This window comes from Streptomyces sp. 4F14, assembly GCF_048159485.1.
GTDB lineage: Bacteria > Actinomycetota > Actinomycetes > Streptomycetales > Streptomycetaceae > Streptomyces.
In genome coordinates this window covers 56686-78041 of record NZ_JBLRVY010000039.1, presented here as the reverse complement: position 1 = coordinate 78041, position 21356 = coordinate 56686, and the positions used below count along the sequence as shown (strand labels likewise).

General features: G+C 70.7%; 17 protein-coding genes and 1 pseudogene. 12 read left to right on the top strand and 6 right to left on the bottom strand.

Translation table 11 applies throughout. The features are described from left to right. Positions 1 to 116: 116 nt before the first annotated feature. The 4 genes from ACLZOT_RS44045 (at position 117) to ACLZOT_RS44030 (ending at position 5009) form a co-directional block, all read left to right on the top strand. Positions 117 to 911 (top strand): IclR family transcriptional regulator, encoded by a 795-nt coding sequence (locus ACLZOT_RS44045; protein ID WP_416974876.1) that lies wholly within the window; start codon positions 117 to 119, stop codon positions 909 to 911. Between the two features lie 178 nt (positions 912 to 1089). Further along, positions 1090 to 2640, top strand: a complete 1551-nt coding sequence (locus ACLZOT_RS44040; protein ID WP_416974875.1) for a sugar ABC transporter ATP-binding protein — start codon at positions 1090 to 1092, stop codon at positions 2638 to 2640. Further along, positions 2640 to 3767 (top strand): ABC transporter permease, encoded by a 1128-nt coding sequence (locus tag ACLZOT_RS44035; protein WP_416974874.1) that lies wholly within the window; start codon positions 2640 to 2642, stop codon positions 3765 to 3767. Before ACLZOT_RS44040 ends, ACLZOT_RS44035 begins: the two co-directional genes overlap by 1 nt. Before the next feature lie 126 nt (positions 3768 to 3893). Continuing rightward, positions 3894 to 5009 (top strand): substrate-binding domain-containing protein, encoded by a 1116-nt coding sequence (locus ACLZOT_RS44030; protein WP_416974892.1) that lies wholly within the window; start codon positions 3894 to 3896, stop codon positions 5007 to 5009. 54 nt (positions 5010 to 5063) lie between these two features. Here the strand turns inward: ACLZOT_RS44030 and ACLZOT_RS44025 are convergent, their stop codons facing one another. Further along, complete coding sequence (locus tag ACLZOT_RS44025) at positions 5064 to 6311, bottom strand: PucR family transcriptional regulator (protein ID WP_416974873.1); 1248 nt, start codon at positions 6309 to 6311, stop codon at positions 5064 to 5066. A gap of 335 nt (positions 6312 to 6646) precedes the next feature. Here ACLZOT_RS44025 and ACLZOT_RS44020 point away from each other — a divergent pair, with 335 nt between their 5' ends. Further along, entirely contained in the window at positions 6647 to 7960 is a 1314-nt protein-coding gene (locus ACLZOT_RS44020; RefSeq protein ID WP_416974872.1) for an acyltransferase domain-containing protein, read from the top strand. Here the strand turns inward: ACLZOT_RS44020 and ACLZOT_RS44015 are convergent. Then, positions 7927 to 10620 (bottom strand): BTAD domain-containing putative transcriptional regulator, encoded by a 2694-nt coding sequence (locus ACLZOT_RS44015; protein WP_416974871.1) that lies wholly within the window; start codon positions 10618 to 10620, stop codon positions 7927 to 7929. The two genes, ACLZOT_RS44020 and ACLZOT_RS44015, sit on opposite strands and share 34 nt — an antisense overlap. A gap of 147 nt (positions 10621 to 10767) precedes the next feature. Here ACLZOT_RS44015 and ACLZOT_RS44010 point away from each other — a divergent pair, with 147 nt between their 5' ends. The 3 genes from ACLZOT_RS44010 to ACLZOT_RS44000 all read left to right on the top strand — a co-directional run bounded on the left by ACLZOT_RS44010 (position 10768) and on the right by ACLZOT_RS44000 (position 12756). Next, the gene (locus ACLZOT_RS44010) at positions 10768 to 10917 is read left to right on the top strand and encodes a hypothetical protein (RefSeq protein WP_416974870.1); all 150 of its coding nucleotides are present in this window, start codon (positions 10768 to 10770) and stop codon (positions 10915 to 10917) included. Positions 10918 to 11137: 220 nt separating this feature from the next. Continuing rightward, complete coding sequence (locus ACLZOT_RS44005) at positions 11138 to 11848, top strand: O-methyltransferase (RefSeq protein ID WP_416974869.1); 711 nt, start codon at positions 11138 to 11140, stop codon at positions 11846 to 11848. Between the two features lie 104 nt (positions 11849 to 11952). Further along, positions 11953 to 12756 carry an AfsR/SARP family transcriptional regulator gene (locus tag ACLZOT_RS44000; protein ID WP_416974868.1) on the top strand — a complete coding sequence of 268 codons (804 nt, stop codon included), beginning with the start codon at positions 11953 to 11955 and terminating at the stop codon, positions 12754 to 12756. Positions 12757 to 12783: 27 nt separating this feature from the next. Here ACLZOT_RS44000 and ACLZOT_RS43995 read toward each other — a convergent pair whose 3' ends face one another. From ACLZOT_RS43995 to ACLZOT_RS43980, 4 genes are read right to left on the bottom strand one after another with little or no spacing between them, the layout of a single operon-like run. Further along, complete coding sequence (locus tag ACLZOT_RS43995) at positions 12784 to 13893, bottom strand: HAD-IIIC family phosphatase (protein ID WP_416974867.1); 1110 nt, start codon at positions 13891 to 13893, stop codon at positions 12784 to 12786. Positions 13894 to 13921: 28 nt separating this feature from the next. Beyond that, the gene (locus ACLZOT_RS43990) at positions 13922 to 15034 is read right to left on the bottom strand and encodes an acyl-CoA dehydrogenase family protein (RefSeq protein ID WP_416974866.1); all 1113 of its coding nucleotides are present in this window, start codon (positions 15032 to 15034) and stop codon (positions 13922 to 13924) included. A gap of 2 nt (positions 15035 to 15036) precedes the next feature. After that, positions 15037 to 15318 (bottom strand): acyl carrier protein, encoded by a 282-nt coding sequence (locus tag ACLZOT_RS43985; protein ID WP_416974865.1) that lies wholly within the window; start codon positions 15316 to 15318, stop codon positions 15037 to 15039. Then, positions 15315 to 16181, bottom strand: a complete 867-nt coding sequence (locus ACLZOT_RS43980) for a 3-hydroxyacyl-CoA dehydrogenase family protein (RefSeq protein WP_416974864.1) — start codon at positions 16179 to 16181, stop codon at positions 15315 to 15317. Before ACLZOT_RS43980 ends, ACLZOT_RS43985 begins: the two co-directional genes overlap by 4 nt. A gap of 520 nt (positions 16182 to 16701) precedes the next feature. Between ACLZOT_RS43980 and ACLZOT_RS43975 the strand changes: the two are divergent. From ACLZOT_RS43975 to ACLZOT_RS43960, 4 genes and pseudogenes are all read left to right on the top strand, one after another. Then, positions 16702 to 17277: pseudogene (locus ACLZOT_RS43975) on the top strand (crotonyl-CoA carboxylase/reductase); the annotation flags it as partial. Positions 17278 to 18269: 992 nt separating this feature from the next. Further along, positions 18270 to 19382 (top strand): alpha/beta hydrolase, encoded by a 1113-nt coding sequence (locus tag ACLZOT_RS43970; protein WP_416974863.1) that lies wholly within the window; start codon positions 18270 to 18272, stop codon positions 19380 to 19382. A gap of 53 nt (positions 19383 to 19435) precedes the next feature. After that, positions 19436 to 20578, top strand: coding sequence for a LeuA family protein (locus ACLZOT_RS43965; protein ID WP_416974862.1), 1143 nt, complete (start codon positions 19436 to 19438; stop codon positions 20576 to 20578). A 27-nt stretch (positions 20579 to 20605) separates the two neighbouring features. Then, positions 20606 to 21307 (top strand): TenA family transcriptional regulator, encoded by a 702-nt coding sequence (locus ACLZOT_RS43960; RefSeq protein ID WP_416974861.1) that lies wholly within the window; start codon positions 20606 to 20608, stop codon positions 21305 to 21307. Positions 21308 to 21356: the final 49 nt, after the last annotated feature.

Below are 21356 nucleotides of genomic sequence, written 5' to 3'. Positions count from 1 at the left end.
GGGAGTTCGTCGGGACTCACCGCCGAAGCGTGCGCCGCCGCCGTTGTCGTTCGGTGAGATACGAGAGACAATCACAACATGCTGCACTTTGAACAGAATGGTGGATGGAGTTGCGGATGAACGCAAGCGACCCAGGAAGTCTTGTCCCGGCGGTGACCCGGGCCGTGGCGATCCTGGACACGCTCGGCGAGGCGCGGGGCCGCCACCTGTCGGTCAGCGAGATCGCCCGGGCCCTGGGGCTGCCGAAGTCCTCGACGGGCAACCTCTGCGTCTCCCTGGAGGCCGCGGGGATGATCACGCGCCACGGAGCGGGCTTCGGCCTGGGCCGCAAGCTGGTCGAACTCGGGGGCCGCTACCTGTCCACGGTGGATCAGGTGCGCGACTTCTACGAGCTGTGCCGGCGCACCGCGCACGTCTCCCGGGAGACGGCCCGCGTCGCCGTGCTGGACGGCCTGGACGTGCTCTATCTGGCCCGGTACGACGGCACGCAGCCGCTGCGGCTGACCGCCAACATCGGCGACCGCTTCCCGGCCAACTGCACGGCCACCGGGAAGGCCATCCTGTCCACCCTGAATCCGGCGGCGGCCGAGGACCGGCTGCGCGGCCGTACCCTGCCGGCGCTCAGCGAGCGGTCCCTGACCTCCGCGCCCGCGCTGCTCGACGACCTGGCGCGGACCCGGGAGCGGGGCTACGCGATCGACGACGAGGAGGCCACGCCGGGCGTCGTCTGCCTGGCCGTCGCGGTCAGCGGGTTCCGTACCGACTCGGCGATGTTCGCGATCAGTGTCACCGTGCTCAAGGCGCGGCTCGACGACGAGCTCCGTGAGGCGCTGCTGGCGGATCTGCGGACGATCGCGGCGGGCATGGAGAATCCCATGCTCCCGCCGGGGGCACGCCTGGGCGGCGGGTGAACGCGCAGGCGGGACCCTCTTGCCTCAAGTTGTGGGGGCCGTACGGGAGTTGCCGTACGGCCCCCACAACTTGAGGGAATAAAAGCCAGCACGAGCATTGACCATAATGCTGGGCCGAGTTCAGGATGTTGGGCGAGCCGTTGGATCGGTCCTCGGCCTGCACATTCCGGAGAAGTCTGTGAACGACGCTCCCGAAGACACAGCTCCCAACCCCCCGGCTTCCCGCCCGCTGGCAACGATCCGCGGACTGTGCAAGCGGTTCGGCGGCACCCTGGCCCTCGCCGACGTGGACCTCGACCTGCACGCGGGCAGCATCCTCGCCCTCCTGGGCCACAACGGCGCCGGGAAGTCCACCCTCATCAAGATCCTCGCCGGTGTCCACCGCGGCGACGAAGGCCGGATCACCGTGGCCGGCCACCCCCTCGGCACGGACGCCGCGTCCGCCGAGATGTCCTTCATCCACCAGGACCTCGGTCTGGTGGAGTGGATGACGGTGGCGGAGAACGTCGCCCTGGGCACCGGCTACCCCCGCCGCGCCGGCCTGGTCTCCTGGCGGCGGGTCCGCCGGCGCTGCGTCGAGGCCCTGGACATCGTGGCCGGCCACCTCGACCCCGACGCGGCCGTCGCCGACCTCACCCGCGCCGAACGCTCCCTCGTCGCCATCGCCCGCGCGCTGTCCACCCGCGCCCGCCTCATCGTCCTCGACGAACCGACCGCGAGCCTGCCCGCCGCGGACTGCGTGCGGCTCTTCGAGGTCCTGCACACCCTGCGCGACCGTGGCCACGCCATCGTCTACGTCAGTCACCGCCTCGACGAGGTCTACCAGGTCGCCGACCGCTTCGCGGTCCTGCGCGACGGCCGGCTCATCAGTCAGGGCGTCCTCGCCGAGCACGGCCCCGACCGGCTCGTGCGCGACATCGTCGGCCACGAACCGCAGAGCCACAGGCCGCCCGGCCCCCGCACCCGAGGGGCCGAGTCCGCCATCGTGCTGCGCCTGACCGAGGTCACCACCGAGGGCGCCGGACCCGTCGACCTGGAACTGCGCGCCGGGGAGATCCTCGGCATGGTCGGCCTCACCGGGGCCGGCCACATGGACCTCGGCCGCGCCCTCGCCGGCACCCGGCCCCTCACCGGCGGCCGGGCCCTGCTCGACGGCCGTCCGTACCACCCGGGGTCGGTCGCCGCCGCCGTGGACGCGGGGATCGGCTTCGTCACCAGCAACCGGCAGGAGGAGGGCTGCGCCCTCGAACTCACCGTGCGGGAGAACTTCCTGGCCAATCCGCGCGCCGACAGCCGCTCCCCCTGGCACTGGATCGGTCCCCGGCGGGAGCGCGCCGAAGCCCGCTCGCTCATCGAGCGGTTCGGCGTCCGTCCCGCCGCCCCGGAGGCGCCGATCGCCACCCTGTCCGGCGGCAACCAGCAGAAGGTCATGATCGGCCGATGGCTCCGGCTGAGCCGCCGCGTGGTGATCCTCGAAGAGCCGACAGCGGGCGTCGACGTCGGCGCGAAGGCCGAGATCTACCGGCTCCTCGACGACGCCCTCGCCCAGGGACTCGCCGTCCTGCTCATCTCGACCGACTTCGAAGAGGTGGCCGGCGTCTGCCACCGCGCCCTGGTCTTCGTCCGGGGCGCCGCGACGACGGAACTGTCCGGCGACACCCTCACCGTCACCGAACTCACCCAGGCCGCGTCGGCCATGCCGGCGCTGACCGGAACAGGCGATCACTGATGGCCATCGAGACAGGATCCTCCCGCAGCCCGCAGCAGCCCGAGTCCGGCGGCGGCCAGGGCACGAGGACACGCCCCCGCAGGAGCGCCGCCGCCCCGCGGAGCACCTCCGCGGGAGGCCGTTCCCCCGGCCACCTGATCGGCACCTACGGGCTGCTCGCCCTCACCGCCCTGCTCTTCCTGGTCTTCTCCCTCGCCCTGCCGGACACGTTCCCCACCCTGGACAACATCTCCTCGATCCTGTCCAACCAGTCGATCCCGGCCATGCTCGCGCTCGGCGCGATGATCCCCGTCGTCACCGGCAAGTTCGACCTGTCCGTCGGCTACGGCCTCGGCCTGGCCCACGTGCTGACGATGCAGCTGATCGTCAACAACGGCTGGCCCTGGCCGCCGGCCTGCCTGGCCGTCGTCGTCGGCGGCTGCGTCGTCGGCGTGTTCAACGGCCTGCTGGTGGAGTTCGCCAGGATCGACTCGTTCATCGCCACCCTCGGCACCGGCAGCGTGCTCTACGCCTGCACCGGCTGGATCACCGACGGCGCCCGCATCGTCCCCGGCCCGCAGGGACTGCCCGCCGCTTTCACCGACCTGTACGACTCGAAGTTCCTCGGCCTGCCGGTGCCCGCCTTCTACGTCCTCGGCCTCGCCGTCGTCCTGTGGCTGCTGCTGGAGCGGCTGCCGCTGGGCCGCTACCTGTACGTCATCGGCTCGAACGCCCGGGCCGCCGACCTGGTCGGCATCCCCACCCGCCGGTACGGCGTCTACGCCTTCGCCGGCTCCGGGACCGTGGTCGGCTGCGCCGGGGTCCTGCTCGCCTCCCAGCAGCAGATCGGCAACCCCAGTGTCGGCATGGACTACCTGCTGCCCGCCTTCGTCGGCGCCCTGCTCGGCTCCACCGCCATCAGGCCCGGCCGCGCCAACGCCGCCGGCACCGTGGTCGCCGTCTCCATCCTCGCCATCGGTCTCGCCGGCATCCAGCAGCTGGGGGCCGAGTTCTGGGCCACGTCCCTGTTCAACGGCGGCACCCTCCTCCTCGCGGTCGGCCTGGCCGGCTACTCCGCCCGCCGCAGGCTGCGCGCCGGGGCCGACGCCACCCGTACGTCGCGGTCCGGCCCGCCGGCCACCGACTAGCGGGTTCTTCCACGGGGTTCTCGCCACGCCCCCCTCCTGATGAGCACCCATTCCCTCCCCCCCCGTATGTCAGCAAGGAGCCTCGCCGTGACCCATCAGGTCGCCCGCGCGGTACCACTGAGGGCCATCGCCGCCTTCGCCGTGGTCACCGCCTTCGCCTCGGGCTGCACTCGCGGCTCGGAAGCCGCCGCAACCGGCACCACGTCCTCCGCGAAGGCCGGCTGCCCGGCCGTACTCGCCGAAGCCAGGGCCGCCGTCAAGGCGGCCGAAGACGTCGACGCCCCCTGGAACGGCCCGGCCACCGGCCCCAAGGCGGTGTCCGGCAAGAACATCGTCTACGTGGCCCAGAGCATGACCAACCCCGGCGTCGCGGGCACCGCCGACGGCGTGCGGGAGGCCGCCAGGGCCATCGGCTGGAACGTACGGATCATCGACGGCCAGGGAACCCCGGCCGGCATCCAGGCGGCCCTCAGCCAGGCCGTCGCCGTCAGACCCGACGGCATCGTCCTGTCCGGCTTCGACCCCAGGTCGACCGCGCAGCAGGTCGCCCAGGCCGACGCCGCCGGCATCCCCCTCATCGGCTGGCACGCCGTGGACGCGCCGGGCCCCAGCACCAGCCCCAAGCTCTTCAGCAACATCACCACCAACGTCGAGGACGTCGCGAAGATCAGCGCCGACTGGGTCATCGGCCAGTCCGGCGGCCGGGCCGGGGTGGTGGTCTTCACCGACGCCTCCATCCCGTTCGCCAAGGGCAAGTCGGACCTGATCGTGAAGGAACTCGCCACCTGCTCCGACGTGAAGGTCCTGACGACGTCCAACATCCCCATCGCCGACGCCAGCAGCCGCACGCCCCAGGAGGTGTCCGCGCTGCTGTCCCGTTACGGGACGAAGTGGACGCACTCCGTCGCCATCAACGACCTCTACTTCGCCGACGCCGCGCCCTCGCTGCGGGCGGCGGGCAGGCAGGGCGGCGGACCCCCGTTCAACATCGGCGCGGGCGACGGCGACCCGTCCGCCTTCCAGCGCATCAACAGCAGGCAGTTCCAGTCGGCGACGGTCCCCGAACCGCTCTCGGAACAGGGCTGGCAGATAGTCGACGAGTTCAACCGCTCCTTCTCCGGCGAACCCGCCAGCGGCTATGTCGCCCCCGCCCACATCAGCACGGCCGACAACGCCGGCGGCGAGTCCTCCTGGGATCCGGCGGGGTATCGCGAGGGGTACCGGAAACTCTGGGGGAGGTGACCCCGGCCGGCCGCGGGTGCCCGTCCCGCCCGTGCGGGCGGTGCGGGTGCCGGGTCAGGCGGAGCGGCGGCCGGGGAGGGCGGCGGGCGGTGCCTCCTGCTCCCGGGGGACGAGCATGGTGGTGCCGAGTTTCTGGACCAGGTAGAGCGCGCTGTGCAGTCGGAGCCGGTCCTCGCCCAGTTCGCGCAGGGACTTGCCGAGCAGTTGTTCGGCCTTCCTGACGCGGTACAGGACGGTGTTCTTGGCGACGTAGAGGAGTTCGGCGGTCGCGGCCACGCTGCGTTCCTGTTCCAGATAGCACAGGACCGTTTCCCGGAGCGCGGCGGTGGCCTTGTCGTCGGTGGCGAGCGGGCCGAGTTCCCGTACGACGAAGTCCGTCGCCGCCGCCATCTCGTTGCCGAGCAGCAGGAGGAGTTCCAGCGCGCCGTAGTCGTGGACGCCGGCGGGCCGGGTCTGCCCCACCGTCTCCAGGGGTTCACAGGCGCGCGCCTGGAAGTGGGACTGGCGGAAGCCGGCGATGCCGTCGCCCGGGAGTCCGGAGAAGACCTGGATGTGGGCGGGGACCGCGAGCGGTTTCTCGATGCACCGGAATGCCGTGGGACGGGCGGTGCTGCGGCCTCCCCAGGCCCACAGGCGGGTGGTGCCGACGGGCAGCAGGAACGTGGACGAGCAGCCGGCCGCCTCCAGCAGCTTCAGTGCCGTGTCCTTCAGCCCGCCGGCCCGGTCGGGTACGGGCTCCTCGCAGGCGACGATCAGGGCGACGTGGTGCAGCGTCAGGTCGTAGCCGAGGCGCTGCACCGTGTTCGCCAGGTCGATCGGCTGGCCCTCCAGGATCGCGTTGACGAGAGTGATCCGCCCTCGGGCGACTCCGGCGAGCCAGCGCGCCCGGCACTGGGCGAAGTTCTTGCCGACGAACAGGACCAGCCGCTCCATGCCGTCGAAGAGTTCCGCGGAGAGCCGCTGCATCGCCGCCGGGCGTTCCGCCACGGGCAGGGTGGCGGCGCAGAATTCGAAGAACTCCTGCATGAGTTCCGCGTGAATGAAGCGTACGCGGCGCAGCAGCGGTTCGACGTGCATGCCGGATTCGACGCTCTTGCGGACCGTGTCGCCGATCTCACTCTTCAGGCTTTCCGGAAAGGTGCTCAGACCGCCCAGCCGCAGCAGCCCCCACAGGGAGACCGCCTCGAAAAAGCGCGACTCGACGTGGGAGCCGAGACTGCCGAAATCGCGCTTCGTGGCGACCCGGTCGACCAGTATCCGGCTCTTCTCCACGACCCAGCCCACCGCTGCCGGTCCCACCACGGAAATCGCCTGGTCGAGCAGTGGTGCGCCGACGGCCGACCGATTCAGCGCGTCTTGGTCAAGGGGGCGCAGTAAATGTATCAAAACGCATCCTCCAGCGCTTCCATTTCACCTGCGGAACAGCATTGGCGCAGGCCGGTGGCAATATCCGGAAAATGGTCCGGACGTATGGAGTGGCTCGTTGATCCAGAAGGTATCACCCCGTGATCGAGGTCGAGGAATCACAGGGTAATTGCTGAGTATCAGTCGTCCGCCGGGTAACTCATACCCTGCGATGAGCTATGAGTTGCCCGGTGTTATCTAGAATCTGCGGCACGCCACGGAAGGGGAAATCCATGGGCCAGCAGGCCGACGGCAAGGACTCCGACTCCGTACCGGTGGCCTGGGTGTTGTCGGCGAGGACCGGTGCCGGTCTGGCCGCCCGGGCGGCCAGGCTGAGCGGGCAGGTCCGGTCGGACCCGGCCACGCCGGAGACCGAGATCGGCGCACGGCTCGTCGCCGGCGCCACGTCGTTCGGGGAGCGCGCGGTCGTCGTCGACAGCACCCGGGAAGGGCTGCTGGCGGGACTGGACGCGCTCGCCTCCGGCCGGGAGGCACCCAATCTCCTCACCGGTACGGGCGAAGCTGGCCGTCGGGCGGTGTTCGTCTTCCCCGGTCAGGGCACCGAGTGGCCCGGGATGGCCGCGGACCTGCTGCGCTCGGCGCCGGTGTTCGCCGAGCGCGTCCGCGCCTGTGAGCGGGCGCTCGCCCCCTACGTCGACTGGTCCTTGGAGGAGGTGCTGACGGGCTGCGACAGCGCGCCGCCGCTGGAGCGGGTCGACGTCGTACAGCCCGTGCTGTTCGCGACGATGGCGTCGCTGGCCGCCCTGTGGCGCTCGTTCGGCATCGAGCCGGCCGCTGTCGTCGGGCACTCCCAGGGCGAGGTCGCGGCCGCGCACGTGGCGGGAGCGCTCTCGCTGGAGGACGCGGCGCGGCTGGTCGCCCTGCGCAGCCGGGCCCTGCACGCGATCCGCGGCGACGGGGCCATGGTCACCGTCATGGGCTCCGGCGGGCAGGTGCGGGAGATGCTGTCGGGCCTGGAGGGGCGGCTGTGGGTGGCCGCCGTCAACGGCCCGAACGCGTTGACCGTCTCCGGCGACCTGGAGGCGCTCCGTGCGTTCGAGTCGGATCTCTCCGCCGCCCGGATCCTGCGGTGGCGGCTGCCGGGGGTCGACTTCGCCGCCCACTCGGGCCATGTGGAGGCGATCCGGGACGAGGTCCTGCGCCTGTCGAAGGAGACCCGCCCGTGCGGCACCGCCGTCGCCTTCTACTCCAGTGTCACCGCCGGGCGGATCGACCCGGCCGGACTCGGCGGCGACTACTGGTACCGCAATCTCCGGGAGCCGGTGCGCTTCCACGAGACGGTGGAGACGCTCCTCACGGACGGCTACGACGCGTTCGTGGAGTGCGGTCCGAAGCCGGTGCTCAACCTCGGCCTCCAGGAGACCGCCGACCGGGCGGGGATCCCCGTGTCGCTCCTCGCCAGTCTGCGGCGCGGCGAAGGGGGGATGCGGCGCTTCGTCACCGCGCTCGCGGACGCCTATGTGCACGGGCTGCCCGTCGACTGGCGGCGCCTCTACGGGGAGACGGGGCAGGGCGCGTCATGCTGAAGCGGACACGCCGTCTTCGTCTCCTGGTCGTCGGAGAGCAGTGCCCTGAGTCCCTCGACCAGGGGGTGCAGCTCGTGCGGGTACCAGCGGGGCAGGTCGGCGGGGGCGTCCGTCTGCCGGGGCGCGGCGGTGTCACCGGGCTCGGGGAGGGGCAGCCCCTTCTCCCAGGCGTGGTGCCGGAGGAACTCCGCCCGTTGGCCGGGGGTGTGTCCGCCGGTCCACAGGGCGTAGTTGGCGCTCTTCTCCGCGCATGCCTGGAGCGGAATGCGCGCGTAGGCCACATGGCGGTCGACGGCGTCGCGGAAGACGTAGTGCGGATGCCGGCAGGGCGTGTCGCCGTCCGGAACGGACAGGAAGCCGCGGTGCACCAGTTCGTCGAGATCGGTACGGACCTCCTCCGGGTCCCGCCCGCCGGCCGCCGCCACCGCCTCGGCCCAGACCGCGGTGCCGACGGTGGCGGCGTCCTGGAGCGTGACACGCAGGGCGCCCGGCAGCCGGTCCAGCGCGGCTTCGGACCGCCACCGCAGGGTGGGGGGTACGGCGCGGACGAGGCGTTCGGCGTGCGTGTCGTCCGCCATGGCCTCGCCGCCGGGCCCGAAGGCGTCCCGGATCAACCGCACGTAGTCGTGGGCGATCAGGGGGACGCCCGCACACACCGGGACGACCACGCGGCGCACCCCGGCGAGCAGGTCGTCCAGGGCGGCGTTCTCCTGCATCGAGCGCGGGACGAGGCCGGCGTGGCCGAGCAGCTGTCCCCACAGCAGGTCCAGGTGCCGGTCCGGCAGCGGCGGCACGGTCACCGTCGTGCCGTAGCGCCGGTTCCCGAACCAGGAGGGCCGGGTCTCCCGCGCCTCGTAGCGGGCGTCGGCGATCACGAACACCGAGGCGCCGCCGGACGGTTGCGCGAGGCGGTCGACGAAGTCCAGGACCAGGGGGTCGGCGAACTCCACGTCGTCGATGACCAGGACGAGCCGGCGCGACTGGGCCACCGACTCCAGCAGGGTCATCAGGGCCTGGGGCCGGTCGGCGTGGGCCCCGCCGCTGCGGTCGCGGCCCGGCAGCCGTTCCAGGAGCGGGAGGAGCGCGGCGCCGGTCCGGTCCGCCTCGTCCGGTGTGCGGGCCGTGCCGGCGACCGTCCGGCCCAGTTTCGCCCGTGCCGCGTCCTGCGGATCGCCCGCGGTGATGCCGCAGCAGTCCCGCAGGGCGTGTGCCAGGGACCAGTCGTCCAGCACGGCGGGCAGCCGCACGACGGGCGGCGACGGCTCGTGGGCGGACCGTTGCCGGACGGTCCGCAGGAGTTGCGCGGTGAGGTGGGTCTTGCCCGTGCCCGGGCCTCCGGCGACGGTGACGAGGTGGGACCCGGTTCCGCCGAGGAAGCGGCCCAGCTCCGCGTTCAGCTGCGTGCGTTCCCGGTCGCGGCCGACCGTCAGGTACGGGACGGCCAGGTCGTGGCCGTAGGGCTGGACGCCGATCGCGTTCCACACCACGCTCTGGATCTGCGCGCGCTGGTAGACGACCTTGGCCTCGGTGGCCTGCCGGGTCCGGTCGCAGACCCAGATCTCGTTGCGCTGGACGTACGGCAGCAGGAAGGCGCACCTCTCGCCGGCCGTTCCGCTGACGGCCGGCGGGCCTCCGTCGGCCCTGGTGCGCACGAGGGCGAGCCCCGAGGCGACGACGGCGAGGACCCCGCCGCCCGCCGCCGGGTAGTCGTCGGCCATTCCGGCATCGTGGTCGCCGTGGGTGAACCGGGCCCGCAGGGCCAGCGCGCACAGGACGGCGCGGTACACGTCGTCGCCGCGGCAGGAGTCGACACCGAAGGCCACCAGCCAGTCGGTCCCCGTACGGGACAGGACGGTTCCGCCGAAACGGCCGGCCTCCTCCTGGACGGCGGTGTGCATCTGTGTCTGCCGCTCCTCCACGGACTCGGGGAGGGTGTCGAGGTCCCTCCACCGCCACAGGACGCGCACCCGCAGGAGGCTCACCTGCCTGCGTTCCGTCGACACCCAGTCGGCGGGTCCGGGAGCCGGCGCCCCGGGGCCGGGCAACCGCCGTGGCTGCCCGGGGTCGCGTACGGTCCGGTGGGGTGTGTGCTGCGGGGCCGTGGCGGGGCCGCCGATCCGGCACCAGCCCGAACCGGCGCTGGGCAGCAGCAGGACGGGGTCGCGGGTACGGATCGCGTGGTGCAGCCGTTGCAGTTCGGGGCCGGGTTCGACGCCGAACGTCTGCTCCAGTACGGCGCTGCGGCGTTCGTACATCTCCAGCGCCTCCGCCTGCCGGCCGCACCGGACCAGCGCCATCATGCACAGGCCCAGCAGCCGTTCACGCTGTCCCGTGGCGAAGGTCAGCCTCTGGAGCTCCACCAGCACTTCCTCGTGCCGGCCGCACATCAGCTCCGCCTCGGCGTAGTCCTCGAAGGCGTCCAGGCAGGCGTTCTCGACAGCGTCCCGTTCGGGCCACGAGATGCCGGCCTCGACCAGGTCCACCAGCACCTCGCCGCGGCGCAGGTCCAGCGCCTGCCGGAAGGCCGCCGCGGCCCGCTCCGGCGCCCTTTCGGCCATCAAGGTGCGGCCGCGCCGCACGAGCGAGCCGAAACGTGTCACGTCGATCAGCTCTTCGCCCACCTTGAGCAGATATCCCGGAGCCCGCGTCAGCAGTTCCACCGCGGCTCCGTTCCGGTCCGTCGAATGACCGGAAAGCGTCTTGCGCACCTGCATCACGGAATTGTGAAGAATCTTGCGGGCGGAAGCGGGCTCCCTTCCGTTCCACAATGCCGCGGTCAGCGCACTGCTCGAAACGACCTGATTGGGATGCAGGAGCAGATATCCGAGCACGGCACGGCTCTTTACGCCGGGAAGCGGAATCTCGCCATTGCCACCGAGCACTCGAAGCGAACCCAGGACCTGGAATTCCACGACTTCCCCCCTCACGCCGTCGGCTACGCACAGGGCATGAAGTGAACATACACATCACCCAGGACCGACAAACCAGGCCCCTGGGTCAATATTGACCGACAATTTCCAACACCCATATGACAACGGCATCAGACATCATTCCAACTCCCGCCACAACCCCCGAAGAGCCGCGAAGCAGACAAGTTCGCGAGTTGTTCATCATCTCTGCACAACGCACATAACTCGCAGGCCGGCCGGCTCCCCGCCCCGAGGAAGGATCCCGTACGTGGCAGACCAGACGGAGTTCTCCGCAGAACTGCTCACCTACATCCGCGACGTCTCCCTGCGCGAGGACGACGTCCTCGCCGACCTGCGGTCGGACACCCGGGAACTCCCCATGGGACACACCCTGCAGGTCATGCCCGAGGAAGGCCAGCTCCTCGGACTCCTCGCCGGACTCGTCCAGGCCCGCACGATCATCGAGGTCGGCACCTTCACCGGCTACGCCACCCTCTGCCTCGCCCGCGCCCTGCCTCCCGACGGCCGGGTCATCACCTGCGACATCAACCCCAAATGGCCCCGCTACGCCGCCCCGTACTGGAAACGCGCCGGAGTCCACCACCTCATCGACGTCCGCATCGGCGACGCCCACGACACCCTCACCGCCCTCCTCCACGAACACGGCGAATCCACCGTCGACCTCGTCTTCGTCGACGCCGACAAAGCCGGCTACCCCCACTACTACGAGACAGCCCTCCGCCTCCTGCGGCCGGGTGGACTCGTCGTCCTCGACAACACCGTCCTCTTCGGCCGTGTCACCGACCCCGCCGACCGGCACGAGGACACCACAGCCGTACGCGAACTCAACACCGCCCTGCACCACGACCCACGCGTCGACGTCTCGCTCCTCCCCCTGGCCGACGGCATCACGCTCGCCCGTAAACGCGCACCCGTCCCTGATCCTCTGGCGTGGAGACCCCGACCGGTGGGTAGTTGAAGGTCACAGCAACCCTGAACCCGCCGACGCCGACCTCGCCCAACCCGCCGGTAGCCAGACAGGTCACTTCTGCGACCGAAAGAGCAGGAGCCGAAAGAGCAAAAATGTATTTTTTTGTACTCGGTCCGCTGAAGGTAGTCACCGACAACACCCCCATCGCTCTTGCCGGAAATCACCAGCGCACAGCCCTCGGGATGCTGCTTCTGCGTAATAACCGCGTCGTCACCACCGACCGGCTGGTGACCGCCCTGTGGAGAAACAACCCTCCCGCGACCGCCGGAAAAATGGTGCACAAGGCGATAGCCCGATTGCGCGCCCGGCTGGACTGCGCGCCCGTCTCCGACGCCGGACTCGAACTCGTCACCGGCGACGGCGGCTACACGCTGCATATCGACCCCGCGCGGCTCGACTCCACGCGGTTCTTCACCCTGATCGGCCAGTCCCGGGAGGCATTCCGGGCCGGATCCCCGCTCACGGCGACCCGCGCCCTGCGGGCGGCTCTGGCTCTGTCCCGGGGGCCGGTGCTGGAGGACCTGGCCGAGTCGGGCATGTCCTGGCCCGAGCTGCGCGCCCTGGAACACCGGCGCCAGACCGTGCTGGAGGACCTCTTCGGCATCGCGCTGTCCTACGGGAGACACCGTGACATCGTCGCCGACCTGGTCTCCCTGACCGAGGTCCCGGTCCCCCACGAACGCATCACCGCTCAGTGCATGGTGACCCTGTACCGGTGCGGACGGCAGCTCGACGCCCTGGCCGTCTACCGCCGCGCCCGGCTCGCCCTCGTACAGCGGCTCGGCCACGAGCCGAGCCAGGACCTGCGCGATCTCTATCTACGCATCCTCAACCAGGACACCTCCCTCGACTGGAACCCCGACAGCTCCCTCGTGCCGGCCCACGACACGTGGTGACCCCCCGCGCACCGCGCAGCCGCCCGTTCACGGCCGGGCAGCCGGGTGGTTCTCCGCGAGGCGGGACGGGGCGACGAGCCTGATGGTGTCCGGGACCGTCCTGCGCTCGGGGACGAGGTGAAGTCTGACGACGCCGTCATCCTCCGCACCCGGCACGAGGTTCCCCGGACCCAGGCAGGAACAGTCCTCCTCGGTGAACCCCGCCAGCCGGTAGGTGATGTCCATCATCCTGTTGCGCTCCGTCCGGCGGAAGTCGGCGACCATGTGCACGCCTGCCTCGTACGCCTGGTCGACGAGCCAGTTGAGGAGGGCACCGCCGATCCCGAAGGACACCACGCGGCAGGAGGTGGCCAGCAGTTTCAGGTGCCACGTCCGCGCCCGGGTCCGCAGCAGCAGCACGCCGATCGCACCGTGCGTCCCGAACCTGTCGGTCAGGGTGGCCACGAGGACGGCATGGCGGGGGTCGTCGACGAGCCCGCGCAGCACGCGGTCCGGATAGTGCACGCCCGTCGCGTTCATCTGGCTGGTGCGCAGCGTGAGTTCCTCCACTCGCGCCAGGTCTTCGGCACCGGCGTGGCCGACGCGCAGTTCCATGTCCAGCGTGCGCAGGAACTCGCTGTCCGCACCCGCGAAGTCCTCCTGCGCCGCCTGCCGGCGAAAGCCTGCCTGGTACAGGGAACGCCGGTGGCGCGCGTCGGCGGTCGTGCGGGCCGGGGTGAACTCCGGCAGCTCCGGGAGGGAACGGACCTCCTCGTCCGAGTAGCAGCGGACCTCGGGCAGATGGAAGGCCACCTCCGCACGCTCGGCCGGCTGGTCGTCGACGAACGCCAGGGCGTCGTGGGCGAACCGGAGTTCCTCCGCGATGCGCCGGATCGACTCCGACTTCGGCCGCCAGCCGATCTGCGGTACGACGAAGTAGCCGGCGACGCCCAGTCGTTCGAGCCGCCGCCAGGCGAGGTCGTGGTCGTTCTTGCTGGCGATCGACTGGAGTATGCCGCGTTCGTCGAGACGCTCCACGACCTCCCGTACCGCCTCGTCGAAACGGACCTGGGCGTCTTCCAGCAGCGTGCCCCGCCACAAGGTGTTGTCGAGGTCCCACACCAGACACTTCACCAACGGCGGCGTGTTCCCGGACATCGGCGTCTCCCGTCCTCCTGGGTGCGTGTCACCGGGACAGGGCGTGCTGCCCCAGGATCAGCTGGCAGATCTCGCTGCTGCCCTCGATGATCTCCATCAACTTCGCGTCGCGGTGGGCGCGGGCCACCACGTGCCCGTCCGTCGCCCCGGCCGAGGCGAGGACCTGTACGGCCGACGCCGCGCCCCGGACGGCGTGTCCGGCACTGACGTACTTGGCCAGTACGGTCGCGGTGACCTGGTCGGGGGTACCGGCGTCCCAGCAGCGACTGGCGTGCTCGCTGACGCGGGTCGCGGACTGTTCGGCCGCCAGCAGTTCGGCCAGGTGCCGGACGACGAGCTGGTGCTCGGCCAGCGGCCGCCCGGACTGGTACCGGGTACGGGCATGCCCGGCGACCGCGTCCAGGCACGCGCGCAGAATGCCGACGCAGCCCCACGCCACCGACATCCGGCCGTACGCGAGCGCCGTGGTGACCAGCAGGGACAGCGGCTGCCCGCCACCGCCGAGCAGCGCGGACGACGGCAGCCGTACGGAGTCCAGCCGCACCGCGGCGTGTCCGGCGGCCCGGCAGCCGAGCGGGTCGGCGACCTTCTCGATCCGCACCCCCGGCGCGTCGGCGGGGACGACGACGACACCGGCCCCGCCGGCATACCGGCCGACGACCAGCACCAGGTCCGCGTAGCACGCGCCGGTCACCCAGACCTTGGCCCCGTCGACCACCACCCCGTCCCCGTCCGCGACGATCCGGGTACCGATGGCGGACAGGTCGCTGCCCGCCTCCGGTTCGCTGAAGGCGACCGCGGCGAGCCGGCCGCCGCTCAGCAGGGGCAGATACACCTCGCGCTGCCCGGCGTCGGCGAACCGCTGGACGGTCCACGCGGCCATGCCCTGGGAGGTCATGACGCTCCGCAGGGAACTGCACAGGCTGCCGACGTACGCGGTCAGCTCGCCGTTGCGCTCACTGGTGTACCCGCGTCCGGCGTACCGTCCGGGGACCTGGGCGCACAGCAGCCCTTGCCCGCCCAGTTCCCGCAGCACCGCCGCGGGGATCTCCCCGGCGAGGTCCCAGGCCCCGGGCCGGTCACCGACGAGCCGGGCGATCAGGGCCCGTTCGCCGGTCTCCTCGGCGACGGCGACGCTCATGATCAGACTCCTCCGGCCGCGGTCGTACGGAGCCGGGTGACGAGTCCTGCCATGGACCGGGCGCTGCGGAAGTTGTCGAGTTTCAGGTCCTGGCCCTCGATCATCACGCCGAACGTCTGCTCAAGGTGGACGACGAGTTCCATGGCGAACATCGAGTTGGCGAGACCCGCGGCGAACAGGTCGTCCTCGGGCGCCACGGCCACCTTCAGCCTCTCGTGGAGATAGCGCGTCAGGGAGGCGGAGATCTCCGCCTCGTCCGCCGGGGCGGCTTCCGTGTCGCTCACTTCGTGCCCTCTCCGTAGTCGTAGAACCCCCGGCCCGTCTTGCGTCCGAGGTCGCCCGCGCGCACCATCTCCAGCAGCAGCGCGCAGGGCTTGCCGCGTTCGTCGCCGGTCCGCAGGTACAGAGCGGTGAGCGCGTCGGCGAGGTTGTCGAGACCGATCAGGTCGGCCGTGCGCAGAGGTCCCGTCGGGAAGCCCAGGCAGCCCTGCATCAGCAGGTCGACCGTCTCGGCCGGGGCCGTTCCCTCGGCGACCACCCTGATCGCGTCGTTGATCATCGGGTGCAGCAGTCTGCTGGTGACGAACCCGGGCGCATCCCGTACCACCATGGGCCGCCGCGCGAGCCGTACGAGGAGCCGCTCGGTGGTCGCGAGGGTCGCGCCGGCGGTGCGCGGTCCCCGGCTCACCTCGACCATCTCGATCAGATACGGGGGATTCATGAAGTGCGTGCCGACGACGTCACCGGGGCGGGGCAGGGTGCCTGCGAGTTCGTCGACGGGGATCCCGGAGGTGTTCGTCATCAGCGGTGTGCCCGCGGAGACCGCCCCGGCGGCGGCCTCCAGCGCCTTCGTCTTGGCGGCGAGGTCCTCGGTGACGGCCTCGACGACGGCCGTGACACCGGCCAGGTCCTCGGCGGAGGCGCTCAGGAACAGCTCACCCCGGGGGAGCCCGGCGGGCAGCGCCGCGAGCAGGGCTGCGTGCCGCACCTGGTGGGCGACAGCGGCCTCCGCACGGGCCAGCACCCCTGGATCGGTGTCCACGAGAACCACGGGCACCCCGTGCCCCACCGCGAGAGCCGCGATACCCGAACCCATCACACCGGCGCCCAGGATGCCCAGCTGGTACGTCTCCGACTCTGTGCCCACTTGACCACCGTTCCGCACGTGATCGAGCCCACGAAACCCGCAGGTTCAGCATGATGCCGCGCACAGTCAACACAACCGCGTGCCCTGACCGATCGCGCTGGAATCACAAACCGGGGCGGCAACTCTGAGCAGCCGTCCCAAGACCGACAGGGCTCTTTCCGTCCGGGTGCCCAGGTTGAACGGGTGGTGGTCCCCGCGGTACGACGGCCTGCGCTATGCCCCGAGAGAGCGGGGCGGGTACGGCGGAGCTGCGCCGACGGGGGGCGGCCTGACTGAAGCTGCCCGGATGCCGGTCCGGCGTACACCTCATCAGCGCCCTCACGGCGAGTTTTGTGGTCCCGGTCCCAATCGCCGTCCCCCCGTCCCCGCGTAGCATCCGGGACACGTCCGAAGACCCGTGAAGGCTCGAAAAACGGGAGGCTCCTGTGCGGGACACCGTCAGCGCCGTACTCGACGCGAGCGCGACAGCCACCGGCTTTCCCGGCAAGGGCCCCCGCAGATCGCCGCGCGTCCAGGACGGGACGTCCCGTCCCCCGAGCCCGATCTCGGCGAGATGCTGATCGTGGTGGCGGCCGGTTCGGTACCCAGCGCCACCGCCTGGTCCTCGATCTCCGAACCGCTGCCGGCGTTCGGGTTCCTGGAGCGCTACGGCAGGCTCGCCGGGCGACCGGGTCCTCGCGCACTGTCTCTCCGCCGAGCCGGAGAGGGCGGACGGACACGGCGAGTCGATGTTCGACCCCGAGCAACGCGTCCGGGGCTTCGGGACACGCTTCGGCGGCCTCGCGGCACCGGCTCCGGTCGAGTCGAGCCGGCTGACGCCGATGCCCTGTCACCTGAGCCGGGAGGAGGCCGCCTCGCCGGGGCTGGTCGACTCCACCGCGTACCGGCAGTTGGTCCCGCGCAACGGGGCCGCGAGAAAGCAGAGCAACGTCCTGGTCCGGGGCAGGAACGGCAGACTCGGTTCCTTCGCGCCCCGGCTCGTGCCGACCGGGGGCGCCTTCCCGGTCTGCGGCGTCTCCTCCCCGGCGAGAGCGGAGAACTGCCTGTGGACGGGGCCGGGACGATCATCGGTCAGAGCGCGGGAGGCTACCGGTTCCTCGGCATGCGGGACCACGCCAAGCGTGAACAACACATCGCCGCCATCGACCGCTTCCGGGCGACCGGAGACTGAAGCCGCCAGATTCGGCCCCCATCACCCGATCCGGGTTTCTGCCACCCGGGCTCCACTCCGCATCGCCGCGTTCCAGCATGCGCCGATGGGCCCCGGGAACGGCCGCGGGAACGCTTTTCTCGGTATTTGATCGGGCTCGGGGCTCAATTGCGCAGTGGGTAACTGCTGTCGGCCGAGATCCTCGTCATCGATCAGCGGCTGACGCGGCTCGCCCATGGCTCCTCCGGCATCATCGTTTCCGTATGGCCTTCGAACACCTTTGAATAGAAGGAAGGGTGTTCCCCTACGCCGATATCCGGCTGACCGGGGCCAGACAGGTGCACTCACCGCGCGCGACGGTCTGTTCTCTCCGCTCTTCAGAGGCCGTTTCGAGATGTCCGAGCAGCCCATGCGTGGACCGGCCTCGTCCACCCGGACCAGGATCCTCGCCAGCGCGTAGCCGAGCGCGGCGATGCGGTCGGCCGGAAGGCGAAGGAGTTGACGAGAACCCGCTAAGTCACCGGCATTGCAGGTCAACGGCGCCCTTCCGCCAGCGGGGCATCAGATCGCCGAATTCCTCTCAATACCCAGGGATAATGACGAGTGGTCCGATTTATTCACATGTGTACCCGCATCACGTTCCTGTCTGGCAGCTTAATGAGCTGGCACGGCACTCGTCACACGAGGTTTTTCGGGTCACAGTGACTCTACGTCGTGCAACGTACATCCACACTGGAGATACCCCCCTCATGTTTGCACGTATCTACATGTGTCTGCCTTTCACCACTTCCCCCCAGAGCACGTGCCCGTCGATTTCCGCACCCGCCGATCACCTCGCGCCGGACGACAGCGCCTGGGGCGGCTGAAACTCTTCCACGGAAATCGACGGCGGCGGAAATCCCGACCCTGTCGACGGGCACTTACCAGGAGTACGCCACATGCCATCTCTCTCGTGTCGCCCCCCGAGACGCTCGGCCCTGCCGGACCGGATACGCGTCGTCCTGATCACCTGGCTGTGCCTCGTGGCGGCGACCGTCCTGCCGGCCTCGGCTCTGCCGGCCGCTTCCTCGACCGCAGCCCGGACCCCCGTCTGCACGGACCGCTCGGTCCGTGTGGCCCTGACCCCGGGCGGGCCGGCCGACCAGAGCGTCTACGGACGGTTGTGCGTCCCCGAAGGACGCCCGCCGTCGTCCGTCCAGCTGCTCGTCCCCGGGATGACCTACACGCACCTCTACTGGGACGTCCCTGGTTTCGACGGCCGCTACTCCTACGTCCGCAGGGCGACCGCCGCCGGGTACGCGACGTTCGCCGTGGACACCATCGGCACGGGGCGCAGCTCGTATCCGGCGAGCGAGCGGATCACCATCGACGCCGCCGCGTACACCCTCCACCAGGTGATCACGGCGCTCCGGGCCGGCCGGGTGGCCGGCACACCTTTCCGGCGTGTGGTCTATGTGGGGCACTCGCTCGGTTCCGGCACCGGCTGGCTGGAGGTCTCCCGGTACCGGGACGTGGACGCCTTCGTCCCCACCGGGACGCTGCACGCCTTCAACGCCGAGGCGGTGGCACGCTTCCGCGAGACCTACGCCGTGGCGGCCGACGACCCGCGCTTCGCGGACCGCCCCCTCGACCCGGGTTACATCACGACGGCCGACGGCGCCCGCCCCGACTTCTTCTACCACCTGGAGAACGCCGACCCCGCGATCGTGCGATTCGACGAGCGGCACAAGGACGTCATCTCCCTGACCCTGTCCAACGGTTCGGGCAAACTGGCCGCCGCACCCCCGGAGGACTCCGTCACCCAGGGCGTGACCGTGCCCGTCCTCGCCGTGACCGGCGAGTACGACGTACTGCACTGCGGCGGCACCGGCGGCGCGGACTGCTCGGACCCCGCCGCGGTGGCTCGCGCCGAGAGCCGGTACTACTCGGCCGCCGCCCGCCCCACCGTGGTGACCGTGCCGGACTCCGGACACGATCTGGCGCTCCAGCGCAACGCCCCTCAGGTCGCCGACCTGATCAACACCTGGCTTCTGCGGCACGTCCGTCCCTGACCGCCCTCACCCGTCCTCGCCGGCCCCCCTCTCACAGTCGAGATTGGTTTCCCATGAAGACGATCGAGATCTTCGACACCACCCTCCGTGACGGAGAGCAAGCACCCGGAAACTCCATGTCGCCGCAGGTCAAAGTGGACCTGTTCCAGCAGATCGCCACCACCGGGGTCGACAACGTCGAAGCGGGCTTCCCCTCCGCCTCCCCGGCGGACTTCGAAGCCGCCGCCGCGATCGCCGCATCGCCCCGGGACGTGACCGTCACCGCCTTCTGCCGGGCCACCGTCAGCGACATCGACTGCGCCGTGGCCGCCCTGGGCACGGCCCCGCGCACCCAGCTGGAGGTACTGGTCACCGGGTCGGAGGTGCACGCCGAGCACAAGCGGCGGATGACCCTCGCCGAGATCGAACGGGAGACCAAGGAGGCCACCGCCTACGCCCGCAGCCTGGGTGTCACCGACCTGTCCCTGGCGTTCGAGGACAGCACCCGCGGCAGTCTGGACTTCCTGCACCGGGTGGTGGACATCGGCGTCTCGGCGGGCGCGACCACGGTGGTCATCCCCGACACCGTCGGCCAGGCCACACCGGAGTCGATGGCGGCCCTGGTCCGGGCGGTGCGTTCCTGGACCGGCCCGGAGGTCCAGGTCTCCCTGCACTGCCACAACGACCTCGGGCTGGCCCTGGCCAACTCCCTCGCGGGCCTCGCCGCCGGCGCCGACGTCGTACAGACGACGTTCTGCGGCATCGGGGAGCGGACGGGAAACACCGCCATCGAGGAGCTGACCGCCGTACTGCACTACAAGAGTGCCGAGCTCGGTGTCCGCAGCCGGGTGGATCCGCGGCGGATGCGGGAGGTGTGCGAGCACGTCGCGGACGCGCTCGGTCTGCGGATCTGGAAGCACAAACCGGTGATCGGCCGGTACGCGTTCGCCACCGCGGCCGGGGTGCACGCCAGTGGGATCGCCAACGACCCCATCACCTACGAGTACGTCGAACCGGGGCTGTTCGGCCGGACCCGGGAGGTGGTCCTCAGCCGTACCTCCGGACGGGCCAACCTGCGGATGCGGCTCACGGAACTCGGGATGGACTTCACCGCGGACCGGCTCAACTCCATGTACCAGCGGTTCGTCTCCGACCCCGACCCGCAGCGGTTCAACGACGACGCGGCGTTCCGGGAGCTCTACGCGAGCGCCGTCTGACCACGCCCATCAGCGAAGGAGAGTGACGTGTCCGAGGACCCCGAAGCGGTCATGGACGAGCTGGACCGCTACATCGACGAGAACCGCTACGCCCGGCACTCGTTCGTGAAGACCCTGGAAGCGGGTGACTACGACGAGGCGGGACTGCGCGACTGGGCGGTGCAGAAGTACTTCCAGACCCGCGAACAGAACTGCGTGTACGCCGCCGTCCATGTCACCGCCCGCCCCTACCGGGACATCCGGGCGTACGAGGTCGACCAGCTGATCGACGAGGAGACCAGCTCGGGCGAGGGCAGCGAGCCGCACTACGAACTCATCAAGCGGCTGGCCGACGCGCTGGGCGCCGACGCCAAGCACTTCGACGACGCGAACATCGGCTACGGGGTGACCCGGTTCGTCGACTACCTGATCTCGCTCGCCCGGGGCGAACACCCGGTCATCGGCATGATGTGCACCTACATCAACGAGCACCAGACGCCCGAGTCGGCCCGCCGCATGTACCAGGCGCTCAGGACCAACCACCACTTCGACGACCACACCCTCGAATGGTTCACCGTGCACGCGGAGGCGGACGTCGAACACTCCAGCCGGGCGCGCGACCTGATCATCCGTCACGCCGAGGACGTACCCGGCTTCGCGGCCCGGGCCCGCTGGACCGTCGAGCGCGGCATCACCGAGTGGCGGGCCCTGCAGGACTACTACTACGGGCTGCTCAGCCGCACCGGCTGAGCGACGACCGGCACCACACCCCCGACAGGCATCACCACGCCCGCAGAAA

Bases quoted from the DNA above. Each gene is read 5' to 3' on its own strand.
- ACLZOT_RS44000 (WP_416974868.1), top strand. From the start codon at position 11,953: ATGTATTTTTTTGTACTCGGTCCGCTGAAGGTAGTCACCGACAACACC.
- ACLZOT_RS43970 (WP_416974863.1), top strand. From the start codon at position 18,270: ATGCCATCTCTCTCGTGTCGCCCCCCGAGACGCTCGGCCCTGCCGGAC.
- ACLZOT_RS44045 (WP_416974876.1), top strand. From the start codon at position 117: ATGAACGCAAGCGACCCAGGAAGTCTTGTCCCGGCGGTGACCCGGGCC.
- ACLZOT_RS43995 (WP_416974867.1), bottom strand. From the start codon at position 13,893: ATGTCCGGGAACACGCCGCCGTTGGTGAAGTGTCTGGTGTGGGACCTC.
- ACLZOT_RS43990 (WP_416974866.1), bottom strand. From the start codon at position 15,034: ATGAGCGTCGCCGTCGCCGAGGAGACCGGCGAACGGGCCCTGATCGCC.
- ACLZOT_RS44020 (WP_416974872.1), top strand. From the start codon at position 6,647: ATGGGCCAGCAGGCCGACGGCAAGGACTCCGACTCCGTACCGGTGGCC.
- ACLZOT_RS43965 (WP_416974862.1), top strand. From the start codon at position 19,436: ATGAAGACGATCGAGATCTTCGACACCACCCTCCGTGACGGAGAGCAA.
- ACLZOT_RS44035 (WP_416974874.1), top strand. From the start codon at position 2,640: ATGGCCATCGAGACAGGATCCTCCCGCAGCCCGCAGCAGCCCGAGTCC.
- ACLZOT_RS44010 (WP_416974870.1), top strand. From the start codon at position 10,768: ATGCAGGAGCAGATATCCGAGCACGGCACGGCTCTTTACGCCGGGAAG.